Source organism: Mycobacterium sp. 141 (assembly GCF_000382405.1).
Classification (GTDB): Bacteria; Actinomycetota; Actinomycetes; order Mycobacteriales; family Mycobacteriaceae; genus Mycobacterium.
On sequence record NZ_KB908274.1, the window covers coordinates 21936 to 39264 of the forward strand.

Sequence of the window (17329 nt, forward strand, 5' to 3'; positions counted from 1 at the left end):
TCGACGAAATTGACTGCAGGGCGGGAATCCATCAGCCAACACACTCGGCGACCCCATCGTCGAGCACCACCCGGGCGGCCGTCCCGTCCGGCGCGGCGGCCTCGGTGCGGAACACGGCTGTACCCGGCGCCGTACGCCAGATCGACGTGGTCAACGTCTCCCCCGGAAAGACCGGTGAGCTGAATCGGGCGGCGACCGCGCGCAGTTTCGTTGCGTCACCGCCGCACAACTCGGCCACCAGTGCACGTCCGGCGACACCGTAAGTGCACAGCCCGTGCAGGATCGGCTTCGGGAAGCCGGCGAGGTTCTTGGCGAACCACGGGTCGCTGTGCAGCGGGTTGCGGTCACCGGACAACCGGTAAATCAGCGCCTGGTCCTCGCGGGTGGGCAGGGCCAGCCGGGCGTCGGGTTCGGACTCTGGAATCTCTGGGACCGCCGGGCGCCGGCCGGGTTGCCCGCCGAAACCACCCTCACCGCGAATCACCACGGTGGTAAGGGTTTCCACGAGCACCTCGTCGGTCGCCGGATCGGTGCCGATGCCTTTGAGCATCACCACGGCGTTCTTACCCGCGCCCTTGTCCTGGATGTCGGCGACCTCGGAGACCACCCGTAGCTTCCCGGCCGGCGGCAGCGGTTTGGCCACCCGGATCTCCTGCGAACCGTGCAGCAGCATGCCGAAGTTGAACGTGCCGATCTTGGCGGCCGCCGCAAACGGTGAGCACGCGATGATCGCGTACGTCGGCAGCACCTGCTGTTGGATCCCATGGCTGTTCTCGGTGGTGAACGCCAGATCGTCGATGCCCGCGCCGACGCCGATGGCGTACAGCAGGGTGTCGCGGTCGGTCCAGTCGAAGATATACGGGTCGGTCTTCTCACCGATGGCATTGGGGTTGATCGGCATGATTCGGACGATAGACCCTCGGTTGACTGGTACCCAGCGTGCACTGGCAGCCGAGGGCGTTATCGTGGGCGACGTGCCGCCGCAGCCCGTCTTCGCCGACGTCGACACCGGAGTCGATGACGCGATGGCCCTGGTGTACCTGCTGGCCAGCCCCGACGCGGAGCTGGTAGGCATTGCCGCGACAGCGGGAAACATTGGTGTGCAACAGGTTTGTGTCAACAACCTGGGCCTGCTGGAACTGTGCCGAGCGGGCGCCATCCCGGTGTCCAAGGGCGCCGAGCACCCCCTGAGCGTTCCGTTACGCACCGCGGAGGACACCCACGGGCCCGCGGGGCTGGGCTATGCGCGGTTGCCGGTCACCGATCGCCAGTTGACCGGGTACGGTTCCGCGCAGGCCTGGGTGAACGCGGCGCAGGCGTGGCCGGGTGAGCTGATCGGGCTGGCCACCGGCCCGTTGACCAATCTGGCCCTGGCGATGCGCGCGGAGCCCCGACTACCCCGCCTGCTGCGCCGGCTGGTGATCATGGGCGGGGCTTTCGACTACCGCGGCAACACCACCCCGGTCTCGGAGTGGAACATCAGCGTGGATCCGGAATCGGCGGCCGAGGTGTTCGGCGGCTGGGCCGCGGCATGGGGTTCCGCTGCGCCGGAGCATCTGCCGATTGTGTTGGGGCTGAACCTCACCGAGCACATCGCGATGACGCCGGCGCTGCTGGGCCGGCTGGCTGACGCAGCGGGGTCACCGACCGGACCGATGAGCGAATTCGATGAGCGTGGGACCCGATCGGCGGCGGTCAATCCGCTGATCCGGGTGCTCGAGGACGCGATGCGGTTCTATTTCGAATTCCACTTCGCCACCGGTGACGGGTATCTCGCGCATCTGCACGATCCGTTGGCCGCCGCAGTGGCGCTGGATCCTGATCTGGTGCGGTGCCGGCGGACCACGGTCGACGTCGAGCTGACGGGCACCTTGACCCGTGGCATGACGGTGGCCGACTGGCGTGGGCACTGGGGTCGTCAGCCCAACGCGCTCATCGGCGACCACGTGGACCCGGCGGCGTTCTTCGATAGGTTCATCGGCCGGGTCGGCCCATTTGCCCGGAGGCTGGGCTGAGCACCGGCGGCTGTTCAGGCTATTCATAGGCCCCCTCCAGGTACCACCGTCGCTGCCGGTAGCACAGCAGCAGCGCCTGACCGTCCTCGCCGTCGCCGAGCAACACCTGCGCCCGCGCGGTACGACCAGCACCCCGGCTCTGCGGATCCCACCACCGCTCGTCGACCGGCCACGGCCCGGCCCACCAGCGCAGGCTGCCGTCGCGCCGGCCCGCACCGGCCAGCCGGGCGGGATCGGTGGAGAACATCCCCCGGCTGGTGACCCGCACGGGATCACCCTGCCCGTCAAGGAGTTCCACCGGATCATCGAGCAGGACGGTCGGCGAAGGCTCGGGTAGTTGCCCGGGCCAGGGCTGCCTCGGGTCGGCGCGCGGTACCGGCTCGTCCCCCAGCGGGGTGAAGGTGATGCGTTCGGCGGGCCCGCGCCCACCACTGAGCACCGGCACCTGCACTGCCTCCGGCCCGAGCAGGCCCTGGACCCGCACCAACGCACGCCGGGCCCGCAACCGGTCATCCTCGCCCATCCCGCCCCACAACGGCAGCTGCAGCGCCGCCGCGGGCACCACCTCCACCGGGCGCAACCGCAGCACGGTGACCGGTGCGGTAGGCCGGTCGGAGGTACGGCGGTTCAGCCAGCCGTCCAGTTGCCAGCGCACTCGGTCGGCCGTGGCATCCTCGGTCAGCGGTTCGGCACACCGCCAAACCCGTTCCAGCTCCTCGCCGTTGGCTGTGACGGCATGGACGGCCAACCGGGTGCAGCCGACCCCCGCCGATTCCAGGCTGCGATGCAGAGCACTGGCCAGCGAACGCCCGGCGAAGGCCGCCGCATCCACCCGTTCGATCGGTGGATCACAGTTCATCACCGCGTCGAGTTCAGCCGCCGGCTCGCGCCCCGACGGCCCCCTGGCCGACTCGCCACGGGCAAACCGATGCGCGAGCACCGCGTCGGCCCCGAACCGGGAGGCCACATCGGTCCGCGACAACTCGGCGAACTTGCCCAGGGTGCGGATACCCATCCGCCACAACAGATCTGCCAGCTCCTCTCGGCGGGGCGCCGCCAAAGCCGGTTCGGTGGACAACTGCCGGATCGACAACGGGGACAGGAACGGGGCATCCATCCCCGGTGCGATGATGCACCCCTCCCGGGCGGCGAAAACCGCGGTGGGCAACTGATCTGCGATGCCCACCTGGCATTCCACCCCCGCCGCGGCCACCGCGTCGACCAGCCGTTCGGCAGCGGCCGGTTCGGATCCGAAGTAGCGCGCTGCGCCGCGCACCGGCAGCACCAGCAGACCTGGCCGCAGCACCTCGGCCCGCGGCACCAGGTCGTCGACTGCGATCGTGACGCTCTCGAAGTGCCGGGCGTCGCGAGCCGGATCGGCGGCGACCACATGCAGGTAGGGACACCGAGCCTGAGCTTCCCGGCGGCGCAATCCGCGCCGCACCCCCGATGCCCGCGCTGACGCGGAGCAGGCGACGACCCGGTTGGCCAACGTGACCGCGACCGGCGCGGTCGGTTCCAACCGTGCCGCAGTGGCCGCCGCGACAGCAGGCCAGTCCATGCACCACAGCGCCAGCACCCGAGACGCCGACACGATCTATCCGCCTGCCGCGCAGATTGATCCCGCAGCTCCCCGCATGGACAGCCGGACCTTGCCGATCCGGCCGCGCCCAGGAGCAAGTGCGCCTGCGCCCGCACCGGTCACGTCATAACCGCAGACCCTGGCTTCCAACCGCGTGGACGCACCCTGCCAATCGCCGTCGACCACCAGCAGCGTGCACCCTTTCTGCCGAGCTCGTGCCACCATCACCCGCGCCCGGCTCGGCGGTACTGCGCGTCCGCCCAGCCCGAGCAGCACCAGGTCCATCCCGTCCATCAGCACCGACGCCACTTCGACCGGATCGGCACCCGGATCCGGAACGACCGCAAGACGGCTCAGATCTGCACCCATTTCCACCGCGGCCAGCAGCCCCACATCGGGTTGCCCGACGATCGCGGCATGCCCTCCTGCCTTCGTCACGGCTGCCACCATGCCCAGTGGTAGCGACCGGGCACCCGTCATCACCGCGACGGTTCCGCGCGGCAGCGTCGTGGGCAACTCGGCGGGTACCGGATCAGCCGGTGATTCGGGTAGTTCCAGCAAAGAATTCCCGACAGGTCCCACCGCACCGGTCCGGCCCACCCCACGGTGCGCCGGACCGACCTTCCCCGATACCGCAGCGATCTTGCGGCGCAGATGTTCTACCTGTTCAGCACGGGTAAGATGACTCAGGCCGAGGTCCACCGCAACGGTCACAGCAGCACCTCCAACACCATCCGACCCAGTCATATTCGAAAGTATGTTCGATATGTTGAGTAAACACCCCCACCTCCACACCGTCAAGCCGCGGACGCCGGGCCTGCGGGTCGGTAACACCACCGGGAATGCCCCACACCCTTTTGAGCTTTAAGTTAAAGTTCGACTACCAAAACCACCTCGGAACGGGATCTGGTGCACGATCATCCGATCGTGCGTAATCGCACAACGCTTCGCCGAAAGCCAGCGCTCTAATACCGGGGGACAAGTGAGGACACCACCATGAGGTCTGGGCAATTGACTCGTCGGCTCGCCGTCATCGCAGGCGGCGCCGCAGTCGTCGGGATGATTTCGTTCACCGCATCGTGCGGTACCAAGGAGAAGGCCCCCGAGACGACGACGCCGACCACCACCACGACCACCACCACGACGACTCCGGCCACACCCGCACCGCCGCCATCGGTGGAGCCCACCGAGAAGTCGATCAACCCCACCGGCGGCAACCTGTTCACCCCCACGGTGAAGGCACCGCCCGCACCGACCGCCATCCCCGGCGACAACTAGAACCTCGCGAGGTTCGTTCGTCAGTCGTCCGTCCATGGCCGGGACTCGCGTCATCCCCGGATACGCACTACTGACGCTGATCCTGGCAGGAGCGTTGCTCCTGGCCTCGGACCTGCGGGTTACCCAAGCACCGGGCGTAAGGACTCCCATCGGGGGTCCTTACGCCCAGTTGCTTGCCGCCTCAACCGATCTCGGGCCTTCGCGCAATGACTCGGTCCAGCTCACCGTCGTACTGCAGGGCCCGCACCGGCCGGCGGCGCTGTACACCTGGGCGGACGGTCGAGGGCTGTCGGTGCGATGGCGCGCGGGCGACCCGTGGGCCATCGTCGACGGTGCCTCTGATGCCATGGCAGCTGCCTTCGGTGTCGACATCCACGATTACCGGGGCAGACGCGGCCAGGTGTTCTACGCCTCGCCGCAACAGCCGTCGACACCCGAACCGCTGCGCGGCGAGATCACCGAAGTCGGCCGTATCCTCAGCTACACCCCGCCCCGGATGTCCCGGCCGGACCTGTCGAACCTGCCCACCGACGTCCCCGACCGGGGACTGACCCCGACGGCGCTGCTCAATACCTACAACCTGAGCGAGCTGGCACAGCAGGGCTACACCGGCAAGGGCACCACCATCGTGATCTTCGCGTTCGACGGTTTCAACCAGACCGATCTGGACACCTTCGCCACCACCTTCAATCTGCCCAGGTTCACCCCCACTCTGATCGGCGGACAGCCCAGCGAACCCCACGGCGAGACGACCATGGATCTGCAGGTCGCCCACGCCATTGCGCCCGATGCGCGCAAGGTGGTGATCAATGCCCGGCCGACTGTCCAGGGAGACGGAGCCTACGAGAAGATCGGGCAGATGCTTCAGACGGCGGACTCCCAGTTCCCCGGTGCGGTCTGGAGCTTTTCCATCGGTTGGGGCTGCGACAAGCTGATCACCGCCGCCGATCTGGCCCCGGTCCGCTCCGCGCTGGTCACCGCACACTCCCACGGCACCACGGCAGTCAATGCCAGCGGCGACCTGGCCGGCCTGGAATGCAAAGGCGGACAAGACTGGTCGTCACCTCCGGGACCCGACGACATCGGGTTGGACTCGGTCGCATCGCTGCCCGAGATCACCAATATCGGCGGCACCACGTTGTCCACCGACACGGATGGCGGCTGGCTGGCAGAACAGGCCTGGTTCGACGTACCACTGACGCAGGGCACCGGCGGCGGGGTTTCGGCGCTGTTCGACCGGCCGGACTGGCAGCGCGGTGTCACCGCGCCCGGCAGCACTGCAGCCGGCGGCGACCACAAGCGGCTCACCCCGGATGTGTCCGCGGTCGCCGACCCGTTCACCGGTGTGAAGATCGTGTTGAACAATCAGCTGTTGGTCGGTGGGGGCACGTCCCAATCGGCGCCGCTGTGGGCCGGCATGGCCGCGGTGATGGATCAGTATCTGCTCGCCAACGGTGGCCGGGAGCTGGGTGATCTCAATCCGCTGCTGTACCGCATGGCCGCCGGGGCGCCACTGCCCGCCTTCCACGACGTCACGCTCGGCGGAAATGCGGTGGCCAGCGCCGGGCCGGGCTATGACCTGGTGACCGGGCTCGGAACACCCAACGTGGACAACCTCGTCAAGAACATCCTTGTCTGGCAGAGAGCGAACCCATGAATAGCCGGCGAGAAGCGAAGGCGGGTCCCGCATGAATAGCCAGCGAGAAGCGAAGGCGGATCGCGCATGAAAACCGACCCAGGCCTTGTCGGTCCGGAGACGATGGAATGCGAGGTCTGCCAACTCGAGGTCCCCGCAGGCCGATACTGCGGGCTCTGCGGCGCTCCGCTGTCAGACCACCGGGGCAACGGTCCGCATTGGCTGCGGGCGCGGTCTTTCAGCGCGGCTCCGGGACAGCCCCTACTGATCCCTTCGGTCGCCAGTTCGCTGTTCCCGCATCTGTCCCCACGGTCGCGGATGGCGTTCCTGATCGGCCTGGCACTGCTGTTGGCGGCACTGGTGGCCGCTGCCCTGTTCCGGCTGCCTGCCGCGCTCATCACCGTCGCCTCGCTCGGACTGCCTCTGCTGTTCGGAATGTACCTGCGGGAGTCCGATGTTCATCGCGACGTCCCGAGCAGCACCCTGGTACTCACCGCACTGCTGGGCACGGGTCTCGGAGTCGGCTGGGTGCTGTTGACCGGCGAGGCGATGGCCCGCGCGTACGGCGTCCCGCTGGGCATGGGCATCACCGGATCGCGCATGCTGCGCGACAGTCTCGGGGTGTCCCTGGGCGGCATGGTGTTGATGCTGATACCCGCGCTGGTAGTGCGCTTCACCCGGCAGGGAACACAAGAAGCGTTGGACGGCTACGCAATCGGCGCGTTCGGTGCGCTGACCTACTGTGCTGCGGCGACGATGACCCGCCTGGCGCCGCAGTTCACCACCGGCATGGTGGCCCGCGACCGGCCGATGAGCGGGCTGCTGATCGAGGCCGGGATCCGCGGTGTCGCGGTACCGACGACTGCTGTCGCGGTGGGCGGGCTGATCGGTACAGCATTGTGGTTCACCAGACCGCCCAACAAGGTTCACGTACACCGCGGGTTCGTGCGTGTCACCCTGACCCTGTTCGCGGTCGGTGTGATGATCCTCTACGCCGGGCTCGGCCTGGTCGACATTGCGCGATTCCCCCAGTGGCTGCAGTTCGGGCTGCACATCGCCTTGGCAGCGATCGCGCTGCTGCTCCTGCGGCTCGGTGTGCATCTGGCGCTGCTACACGAGGCCCAGGATGAGATCCACACCGATGAGCCGCTGCTGTGCATCCAATGCGGGCATGTTGTGCCCGACGCTCCTTTCTGCGCACACTGCGGTGCGGCCATCCATGCGTCGTCGCGCAGTTCGCGCGAAGCCCGCAGAACGGGCCGGCCGATACGTCAGGACGAGCCGGGGGAGATCACGGTCGGGCTGCTGCCCGGCTACTCGATCCACAAGGGGACATTCACCGCTGCGCCCGTACACAAGACGTCGTACACCGGGTTGGCACTGGCCCTCGGGATCGTCATCGTCGTCGCGGCGGCCGGGTTGGTCGGCCTCTCGGCGGTGCTGCAGAAGCCGTCAGCACGCTACGTGTGCCCGCCGAACTGCGGCTCGCCACCGCTCGGACAACCCGTCACCATCAACCCCCTGTACACGGCGGCCGACAACTCGTTCACCGTGTCGTATCCGGCCGCGGGGTCGGCCTACAAGGTCAGCACCAACGATCACGGCGTGATGGCGAACCTACTGGCCGGCGACGGCGGCACCATGCAGCTGTTCAGCAGGCCGGCGGCCGGGAAATCACCGAAAGACATTGCGGTCCAACTGGTTCGCCAGACGTTCCCGGACACCAAGACCGCCTACGAGATCCCCAACACGATGGTGGGCTATCAGCCCGGGTTCGGACTTGTCGCCGACTACTGGCCACAGGGCTCGACCAGCAGCTACGCCCGGATGCGGGTGATCATCATGGTGGCGGTCAAACATGATCTCGCGCTCATTGCCGCGGCCGTCGGACCCTACCGCGAATTCGGTCCGGACTCGGGTTCCGGCAAGCCGTCAGGCGCCAACCTGCAGCTCGCGCTTGATATGGGTAAGTATGTCAACAGTTTTCGCTGGCGCGGAGACCCCGCCCGGTAACCAACCCCTCCTACCGCGAGCAGACACTGCGGTACCCGACACGCCGCAGTTTGGGTACCGCAGTGCCTGCTCGCGGGGAGAACTATTCCCATTCGATGGTGCCTGGCGGTTTGCTCGTGACATCCAGCACCACTCGATTGACCTCGGGCACCTCGTTGGTGATACGGGTCGAAATCCGTTCCAGCACTTCATAGGGCACCCGGGTCCAGTCGGCAGTCATGGCATCCTCGCTGGATACCGGGCGCAACACGATCGGATGGCCGTACGTGCGCCCGTCGCCCTGCACGCCGACGGAGCGGACGTCGGCGAGCAGTACCACCGGGCACTGCCAGATCTGCTGATCCAGACCCGCGGCGGTGAGTTCCTCACGGGCGATCGAGTCGGCGCGGCGCAGCGTGTCGAGCCGCTGGGCGGTCACCTCGCCGACGATGCGGATGCCCAGCCCAGGACCCGGGAAGGGTTGGCGCCCAACGATTTCCTCCGGCAGACCGAGCTCACGGCCCACCGCGCGTACCTCATCCTTGAACAGCAGGCGCAGCGGCTCGACGAGTTTGAACTTCAGATCATCAGGCAGGCCGCCGACGTTGTGGTGGCTCTTGATGTTGGCCGTGCCGGTACCGCCGCCGGATTCGACGACGTCGGGATACAGCGTGCCCTGCACCAGGTACTCGATCTCGGTCTCGGAGCTGCCCAGAGTGTCGCGCACCGCACCCTCGAAGGCCCGGATGAATTCGCGGCCGATGATCTTGCGCTTGCCCTCGGGATTGGTGACGCCGCTGAGCGCCTGCAGGAACCGGTCGGCGACGTCGATGGTGACCAGTTTGGCACCGGTAGCGGCGACGAAGTCGCGCTCCACCTGGGCTCGCTCCCCCGCCCGCAGCAGGCCGTGGTCGACGAAAACGCAGGTAAGTCGGTCGCCGATGGCGCGTTGCACCAGCGCTGCGGCCACCGCGGAATCGACGCCACCCGACAGCCCACAGATGGCCTGGCCATCACCGATCTGCTCCCGCACCGCCGCGATGAGTTGCTCGGCGATGTTGGCCGACGTCCAGGTCGGTCCGATCCCGGCGAACTCGTGCAGAAACCGGGTCAGTACCTGCTGGCCGTGCGGTGAATGCAGCACCTCGGGGTGGTACTGCACACCCGCCAGCCGGCGGGCCCGGTTCTCGAATCCGGCGACCGGCGCCCCAGGGCTTGAGGCGATGACGTCGAAGCCGTCCGGTGCGGCGGTGACGGCGTCGCCGTGGCTCATCCATACCGGCTGCGTTGCGGGCAGGTCGGCGTGCAGGTCACCGCCGGTCACCTTGAGATCGGTACGGCCGTACTCACTGGTTCCGGTGTGCTCGACGGTGCCGCCGAGCACCTGCGCCATGGCCTGGAATCCGTAGCAGATGCCGAACACCGGCACGTCGAGGTCGAACAGCGCGGGGTCCAGTTGCGGGGCACCGTCGGCGTAGACGCTGGCCGGGCCGCCGGAGAGCACGATCGCCTGCGGGTCGCGCGCCTTGATCTCCTCGACACCGGCGGTGTGCGGAACGACCTCGGAGTAGACCCGCGCCTCACGGATGCGCCGCGCGATCAGCTGGGCGTACTGCGCGCCGAAGTCGACGACGAGAACGGGGCGGGGGGATTCTGCTGCCACCGGCTCAGTCTAGGAGTTGGCTGGTCCCCGTCCGCGTCGCCACCGCACAGAGGCACATTCCGCGAGTACGGGGCGCGGCATCAGCGCGGGGCTCACATCTTGATGGCCGGTATCAGCCTGTTGAGGTTCCACAGTCGGTCCCGCCGAGCGGACAGGCACGAGATCGTCATCGCTGCGGCCCAGATGATCACCAGCGCGATGATGGCCTGCCATAGTCGGAAGTCGATACCGCCGAGGATGAGCTGACGTAAACCGTTGACGCCGTAGGTCATCGGATCGTACTTGTGGATCACCTGGAACGGCTTCGACGTGGTTTCGACGGGATACATGCCGCCGGCGCTCACCAACTGCAGCATCAGCAACGCCATCACCAGCACGCGGCCCACCACCGGGCCGACGAGGGCGTTGATCGCCTGCGTGGCAGCGACGAACGCACACGAGATCAACACCATGAACCCGAGCATCGCGACCGGGTGCGCGGCGTGCATGCCGAGGGCGAACCGCACCACGCAGTACAGGATGACTGCCTGGCAGAACCCGATCATCGCCGCGGGCAGGTAACTGGCGAGCACCACCCGGATCGCCGGCACCTCGGCGGCGACAGCACGGCTCTGCAGGGGCCGCAGGATCATCCACAGCACCAAAGCACCGAAGAACAGGGCCAGGGTGAGGAAGAACGGCGCCATACCGGTGCCGAAGTTCGGTGCGGCGTTCTCGTGTGAGGTTTCGAGATTGACCGGACCGCCGATCGTGTCGGCGATCGCATTCTTCTGCTGGGCACTCCAGTCGGGAACCTGCTTGGCGCCTTCGGCGAGTTTGGTCGCCAACTCGGCCGACCCCGACCGCAGCTGGGCGGTGCCCGATTTGAGCTGTGTCGCACCGTCGTCGAGTTTGACGATACCGCCGGCCAATTCAGCGCTGCCCGAGGACAGTTGCTGTGCTCCGTTACGCAGTTGCGTCAGCTTGTTGTTGAGGTCCTGGCCCGTGCTCCCGGCTTGGTTGAGCGCGGAGTTGAGCGGGCTGCCGGGAGCGCGCAGCGCAGTGGTCATCGAGATGGCCGCGTTCTCGGCGTCGGTGAGCTGCTGGCGGATCTGCGGGGTGAACTGGTGACCGCGCAGCTGGTCCTGGATCCCGCGGAGGGTTCCGGCGGCGTTGTTGGCCACGGGGTCTGGGCTCGCGGACAACTGGTCGATCACCGTCGTCAACGAATCGGCAGCGGCATCCTGCGCCGTCGCGATGCCACCGATCTGGTCGTTGGCCTGCTGCAGCGCGGTCGCGCCCTGCTGCAGCTGGTCGGTGTTGCCGCCGATCTGCGACAACGCCTTGGTCACCGTGACCAATGGATCGGTGGCCTTGATGATCCCGTCGGAGAGCTGCTTGGCACCAGCGGCCACCTGCGCCGAACCAGACCGGGCAGTGTGCAGGCCCGTCGCCAGTTGCCCGGCGCCGTCGTCGACTTTCACTGCTCCGTCGGCAAGCTGCTGAGCACCGTCGGCGGCTTGCTTGATACCCGCCCCGGACGAAACCACCACTGACAGCACCTGATTGACCGCCTGCCCGGAGATGCGGGTGGAAACGGCATTGAGCACCTGGTCGACGGCGGTGCGTCCGATACTCGACGAGATGTAGTTGTTGGCGTCGTTGTACACCGCAATCAGGTTCGCCCGCTTGGGTTCCCCGGTCACGGGCGACGCGATCGCCGCACTGAAGTCCGGCGGCAACTCCAGCATGAAGTAGTACTTGCCATGGTCGACGCCCTGGCGGGCCTCATCGAGGTCCATCACATGCCAGTCCAGGCTGGCGTCATCGGTGAGACTCTTGGCGATCTCGTCGCCCGCGTTGATCTTCTGCCCGGAGACCACGGTGCCCCGGTCGGAATTGACCAGCGCCACAGGCATCTTGTTGACGTGACCGAACGGGTCCCAGTACGCCCACAGGTACAGCGCACCGTAGACCAGTGGCAGCAGCATCAGCACGACGATCGCCAGCCGGGTCATCCGGCTGCGGCCGAAGCGCTTGATCTCCGAGCCGAGTGCGAGTCCAGCCAGTGGGGATGAGCCGCTTGCGCGAAGACCTTTCAGTGGGGATGAGCCGCTTGCGCGAAGACCGTTTGGCATCGTCAGTCCTTCCGGTCAGGATGCGGTGTGATCGTGCAGATCGTGGATGGGGGCGTCGACGCCGAGCGGGTTGGTGACCCCGACCACGACGGTGCGCCGCGTCGCGATGGCGGCGAGACGTTCGACGGCGGTCGCGCGTCTGGTGTAGTCGCGGACTTGTTCGAGATCGCCGACGACCAGGATCGGCCGGTCCGAGAACAGCGACAGGGTGACGCGTAGCAGGAACAGCTCGAGGTCGGACAGGTCACTGATGAAGTCCTTCGGCGACGGCGTCGGCACGTCACCGAACACCTCGGCCAGTTCGGCCTCTCCGGCTTGGTCGGGCACCCGCGAATACCACGGCGCGAGCCACCGCCGCTGCTCGGCGACAACGGTCCGCACGGTCACTGAGTCCGGGAGATCGTCGATGTCGTCGAACGCCGCGATCGAGCAATGCCGGCGGATGGCTCGGGGCTGGGTGTCGCCGCATACGGTCACAGTTCCGTGGGTGGGCTTGAGGCGGCCGGCCAACGTCAGCAGCAGCGCGGTCTGCCCCCAGCCTCCGGGCATCTGGATCGCGTGAAAACCTCGCGTGAGTTCCAGGTCGATACCGGAGAACAGAGGCTCGTGTTCGCCGTCCACGCCGAGGCCGGTGGCGACTATCAGCGGCTTGTCGTCCGGTTCGGCCGGGCTCTCGCTGGGCTGCGCATCACCCTCGTCCGGTTCGTCCTCTGCGTGCATGCGGTGCTCTTTCCGTTGCCCGTCACCGGTCGGTCCGATACGAGGTGCCATTGCCGCCACCCCGCCGAACCACCGGATCAAAGTCTGCCATCCCGATAATTTCGATACTAATCAGTATCCATTCGATACTAGTGAGTATGCTGCCGGGTATGCCGTCCGTCAAACCCGCACGCACCAGGCCCACCCGCGGCGAGGTACGCGACCGAATCCTCGACGCAGCTCTGGAGGTGTTCGCCGCCGAAGGGTTCGCAGGCGCCACCATCGACGCGATCGGTCAGGCCGCGGGTTTCACCAAGGGCGCGGTGTACTCCAACTTCGAATCCAAGGACGACCTGTTCCTGGCATTGCTGGACCGTCAGTTCGAGACCCGGGGTGAGCTGATCGCGACGGCTTTCGACAACAGTGGCGGCGACACGGCCGCCACTGCGCGGGCGTTGAGCCGGTCCATGCTGGAGTCCATCCACACTCAGAACGAGTACTACGTCGTCCTCACCGAGTATTGGCTGCGTGCCGTGCGCGATCCACAACTGCGCGATCGGCTTATCGCGCGCCGCCGCGCCGCCGTCGAGCAGGCACTGCAGGTCGTCAACAATGTCGCGACCGCGTTGCCACGGCAGAATCTGCTGGCACTCGCTCAACTCGTCGTCACGATGTCGACGGGAGTCGCGATGGAGGAAGTGCTCCAGCCCGGGACGATCGACGAGACCATGCTGGCGCGCCTCATCACCGCGTTGGTCGAAGCGGCGCCGGACGCCGACGCGCGGTAGGACAGGACACGATCCGCCGACCTCGGGACCATGACCGGCCCGCGGTCGATGATGGCAATCCGCCGGGTAGTACCGCATACCCGGATGTGACGACTTAAGGTGGCGTGATGCGCAGGAGAATGCTGGTACCCCTGGTGAGCGCGGTGATCGGCGCCGGCCTCGGTGTCGCCGGCGTGGCCGCGGCGGATCCGCCGCCGCCTCCACCCCCGCCCCCGCTGAATCTCAATGCGCTTGCGCAGGTCAAGCCGTCGGAGTTCGCAATGCAGAACGGTGAGTACTACGCATTCGCAGTGCCGGGCGACATCGCGTGCGCCATCAGCCGCACGTCGGGCAACTACGGCTGTACCGGCCCACTGCCCGCAGCTCCAGACGGGGCCAACGCGGTCACGGGCGCACAACAGGGACCGCCCACCTTCCGCAACGACAACCGGCCACTGTTCGCCTTCGACGGGCTGCCCAACCGATTGCTGCCCGGGTCGCGCATCAGCTTCCGCAACGTGACGTGTGGGACCGACGGCACAGTGACGATGTGCAGCAACTCTTTTGACGGGGCGGGGTTCGTCCTGAGCCCCGGGAGCAGCTATATCCTCGACCCGAACAACCCGCTGCTGCTCAACACCGGCGAGGGCCGCAACCCGTTCGCCAACTAAACGGTCGTGTTGACCGGCTCGATCGGCAACCGCCGCAACGCACCCGGAGCATCGACGGGCACCACGGGATACAACGGGGTGACCGGGTCGAGCCGCTGATACGGCTGCCCCTGGGCCGGCCGGACATCTTCCTGATCCTTGTTGGGCCACAGCGACGCCGCCCGCTCCGCCTGTGCAGTGATCGAAAGAGACGGATTCACACCGAGATTCGCTGAGATCGCGGCGCCGTCGGCGACGTAGAGCGTCGGGTAGTTGTACACCCGCTGGTACGGGTCGATGACGCCGTGTTCAGCGTCGGCACCGATCGCGGCACCGCCGAGGAAGTGCGCGGTCAGCGGGATGTTGAACAGTTCACCCCAGGTACCACCCGCGATACCGCCGACCTTCTCCGCCATCCGCCTGGTGAATTCGTTGCCCACCGGGATCCACGTCGGATTCGGTTCTCCGTGGCCCTGTTTGGACGTCAACACCCGTCGGCCCCCCGGCCCGCGTCTGGTGAAGGTGGTGATCGAGTTGTCCAGATGCTGCATCACCAAGGCGATGACCGTCCGTTCACTCCAGCGCGCCGGGTTCAGCAGCCGGATCAAAAGTGCAGGCCGCTCCCGGCCTTGGTCCAGGAACTGGCGCCAGCGCGGCACATCGGTGCCGCCCGGGCCGGTGCCGTCGGTCATCAGGGTCTGCAGCAGGCCCATCGCATTGGACCCCTTGCCGTACCGCACCGGCTCGACGTGGGTATCAGCGGTGGGATGTACCGACGATGTGATCGCCACCCCATGGGTGAGATCCAGATCCGGTGGCACCGTGAGGGTTTGGGCTCCGACGATCGACTCGGAGTTGGTGCGGGTCAGCACGCCCAGACGTTCGGACAGCTTGGGCAGTTTGCCAGTGTCACGCATCTTGAAGAGCAGCTTCTGGGTGTTGTACGTGCCCGCCGCCAGGACCAGGTGCGACGCGGTGAAGGTCTTGCGGTGACGACGCAGCTTGCTGCCCGTCTTCACCGTGCTGACCTCCCACAGACCGTCGGGCCGCTGCTCGAACCCGGTGACCGTCGTCATCGGATGCACTTGCGCGCCAGCCGATTCGGCGAGACCGAGGTAGTTCTTGACCAAGGTGTTCTTGGCGCCGTGGCGGCAGCCCGTCATGCACTCGCCGCATTCCAGGCACCCGGTGCGGGCGGGCCCCGCGCCACCGAAGAACGGGTCGGGCACAGTCTTGCCCGGCGTCTTCTCGCCATGAGGCCCGAAGAACACGCCGACAGGCGTGGCAACGAAGGTGTCCCCGCATCCCATGTCGTCGGCCACCTCTTTGACGATGCGGTCGGCATCGGTGAAGGTCGGGTTCTTCACCACGCCGAGCATGCGTTGCGCCTGCTCGTAATGGGGCATGAGCTCGGCGCGCCAGTCGGTGATGCCCTTCCACTGCGGATCGTTGAAGAACGGCTCCGGCGGCACGTACAACGTGTTGGCGTAGTTCAGCGATCCGCCACCGACGCCGGCACCGGCCAAGATCATCACGTTGCGGAGCAGATGGATGCGCTGGATGCCGTACATGCCCAGCTGCGGCGCCCACAGGAACTTGCGCAGGTCCCACGAGGTGTTGGCGAAGTCGGCGTCGGCAAACCGTCGGCCGGCCTCCAGTACACCGACGCGATAACCCTTTTCGGTCAGCCGCAGCGCACTGACGCTGCCACCGAACCCGGAACCGATAACCAGGACATCGTAGTCAGGCTGCATGTGACCAGTATGACGCTACTGAACAGTAACTTCTAGACAGGAGAGCCTAACTTGTAAAGGGCTCATTGCCGCGAGCAGACGCGCAATCGCATGGATCGCGGCGGTTTCCTGCGAGTCTGTGTCTGCTCGGCGGGAGGAAGTTATCCACAATCCTGACTTCATCCCCAGATTGCGCAAGTGGTGCCGCAGCCAGGGTCGGCGACGGCACACGATTCGAACGTGACTACACCTGCGTCGGCACTGCTGGAAGAGGCCGGCGGGTTCGCCACCACTCGACAACTGCTGACCGTGATGACGCGTCAACAACTGGATGTCCAAGTGCGCAATGGCCGCCTCACCCGTGTCTGGTACGGCGTCTATGCCGCAGCCCCACCAGACTTGATGGGGCGGCTGGCGGCGCTCGACGTGTTCATGGGCGGCGGTAGGGCGGTCGCGTGTCTGGGCACCGCGGCTGCCCTGTACGGGTTCGATTTCGAAAACACGACGGCGATCCATGTGCTCGATCCGGGTGTACGGATGCGTCCCACCGTCGGCCTGATGGTTCACCAACGGATCGGCGCCCCGCTGCGGCGGGTGGCCGGACGTCTCGCGACGGCACCGGCATGGACCGCGGTCGAGATCGCCCGACAGCTGCCGCGCCCCCGCGCACTCGCCGCCCTCGACGGCGTGCTGCACTCAGCGCTCTGCACTCCCGCCGACCTCGACAAAGCCGTGCGCGAACAGGCGGGGCGACGCGGCATCGTCGCGGTGCGCGAGCTTCTGCCATATGCCGACGGCCGCGCCGAATCCGCCATGGAAAGCGAGGCCCGCCTCGTCATGATCGATCACGGCCTGCCACTACCGGAACTGCAGTACGAGATCCACGGCCGGCACGGTCAGCTTTGGCGTGTCGACTTCGCGTGGCCCGAAGCGCGCGTCGCCGCCGAGTACGAGGGCCTCGACTGGCACTCCGGGCCCGCCAAGATGATCGAGGACAAGACCCGGCTCGCCGGTATCCAAGAGCAGGCGTGGACTGTCATTCCGATCGTGGCTCAAGATGTTCGCCGATACCGCAGCAGGCTTGCCGATCGCATCGCCTATCACCTTTCAGCTGCGCAGCTGGCTGGGTGACGCTGCCGAGCAGACAGAGACTCGCACAAATCCGCCCTCGTTCATGCGATTCAGCGACTGCTCGCG

14 protein-coding genes are annotated in these 17329 nt (G+C 66.9%); 7 read left to right on the plus strand and 7 right to left on the minus strand.

Going from position 1 to position 17329, the window contains the following annotated elements; genetic code table 11:
* Positions 1–31: 31 nt before the first annotated feature.
* The gene (locus H276_RS0119725) at positions 32–901 is read right to left on the minus strand and encodes a MaoC family dehydratase (protein WP_019973011.1); all 870 of its coding nucleotides are present in this window, start codon (positions 899–901) and stop codon (positions 32–34) included.
* Between H276_RS0119725 and H276_RS0119730 the strand changes: the two genes are divergently transcribed.
* Positions 900–2015, plus strand: a complete 1116-nt coding sequence (locus H276_RS0119730; protein WP_019973012.1) for a nucleoside hydrolase — start codon at positions 900–902, stop codon at positions 2013–2015. The genes H276_RS0119725 and H276_RS0119730 overlap by 2 nt on opposite strands.
* A 19-nt stretch (positions 2016–2034) precedes the next feature.
* Here H276_RS0119730 and H276_RS0119735 read toward each other — a convergent pair whose 3' ends face one another.
* Entirely contained in the window at positions 2035–3576 is a 1542-nt protein-coding gene (locus tag H276_RS0119735; protein ID WP_369758529.1) for a DNA polymerase Y family protein, read from the minus strand.
* Positions 3577–3612: 36 nt separating this feature from the next.
* On the minus strand, positions 3613–4311 hold the full coding sequence (locus tag H276_RS0119740; RefSeq protein WP_019973014.1) for a hypothetical protein: 699 nt from the start codon (positions 4309–4311) through the stop codon (positions 3613–3615).
* Between the two features lie 282 nt (positions 4312–4593).
* Between H276_RS0119740 and H276_RS0119745 the strand changes: the two genes are divergently transcribed.
* The 3 genes from H276_RS0119745 (at position 4594) to H276_RS0119755 (ending at position 8524) form a co-directional block, all read left to right on the plus strand.
* A complete protein-coding gene (locus tag H276_RS0119745) occupies positions 4594–4875 on the plus strand; it encodes a hypothetical protein (protein WP_026357213.1) in 282 nt (93 codons plus the stop codon).
* A gap of 34 nt (positions 4876–4909) precedes the next feature.
* On the plus strand, positions 4910–6532 hold the full coding sequence (locus tag H276_RS0119750) for a S53 family peptidase (protein WP_019973016.1): 1623 nt from the start codon (positions 4910–4912) through the stop codon (positions 6530–6532).
* A gap of 66 nt (positions 6533–6598) precedes the next feature.
* The gene (locus H276_RS0119755) at positions 6599–8524 is read left to right on the plus strand and encodes a zinc ribbon domain-containing protein (RefSeq protein ID WP_036461433.1); all 1926 of its coding nucleotides are present in this window, start codon (positions 6599–6601) and stop codon (positions 8522–8524) included.
* A gap of 82 nt (positions 8525–8606) precedes the next feature.
* Here H276_RS0119755 and guaA read toward each other — a convergent pair whose 3' ends face one another.
* The 3 genes from guaA to H276_RS23340 form a co-directional block, all read right to left on the minus strand.
* Entirely contained in the window at positions 8607–10166 is a 1560-nt protein-coding gene (gene guaA, locus H276_RS0119760) for a glutamine-hydrolyzing GMP synthase (RefSeq protein ID WP_019973018.1), read from the minus strand.
* A 92-nt stretch (positions 10167–10258) separates the two neighbouring features.
* Positions 10259–12283 carry a YhgE/Pip domain-containing protein gene (locus H276_RS0119765; protein WP_255327486.1) on the minus strand — a complete coding sequence of 675 codons (2025 nt, stop codon included), beginning with the start codon at positions 12281–12283 and terminating at the stop codon, positions 10259–10261.
* A gap of 15 nt (positions 12284–12298) precedes the next feature.
* Positions 12299–13003 carry a hypothetical protein gene (locus H276_RS23340; RefSeq protein ID WP_196807964.1) on the minus strand — a complete coding sequence of 235 codons (705 nt, stop codon included), beginning with the start codon at positions 13001–13003 and terminating at the stop codon, positions 12299–12301.
* Positions 13004–13140: 137 nt separating this feature from the next.
* Here H276_RS23340 and H276_RS0119775 point away from each other — a divergent pair, with 137 nt between their 5' ends.
* Both H276_RS0119775 and H276_RS0119780 read left to right on the plus strand, forming a co-directional pair.
* Positions 13141–13770 (plus strand): TetR/AcrR family transcriptional regulator, encoded by a 630-nt coding sequence (locus tag H276_RS0119775; RefSeq protein ID WP_019973021.1) that lies wholly within the window; start codon positions 13141–13143, stop codon positions 13768–13770.
* Between the two features lie 107 nt (positions 13771–13877).
* Complete coding sequence (locus tag H276_RS0119780; protein ID WP_036461435.1) at positions 13878–14420, plus strand: hypothetical protein; 543 nt, start codon at positions 13878–13880, stop codon at positions 14418–14420.
* On the opposite strand, the gene H276_RS0119785 is transcribed toward H276_RS0119780, so the two are convergent.
* On the minus strand, positions 14417–16153 hold the full coding sequence (locus H276_RS0119785; RefSeq protein WP_019973023.1) for a GMC oxidoreductase: 1737 nt from the start codon (positions 16151–16153) through the stop codon (positions 14417–14419). The two genes, H276_RS0119780 and H276_RS0119785, sit on opposite strands and share 4 nt — an antisense overlap.
* A 219-nt stretch (positions 16154–16372) precedes the next feature.
* Here H276_RS0119785 and H276_RS0119790 point away from each other — a divergent pair, with 219 nt between their 5' ends.
* Positions 16373–17263, plus strand: a complete 891-nt coding sequence (locus H276_RS0119790; RefSeq protein WP_026357216.1) for a hypothetical protein — start codon at positions 16373–16375, stop codon at positions 17261–17263.
* Positions 17264–17329: the final 66 nt, after the last annotated feature.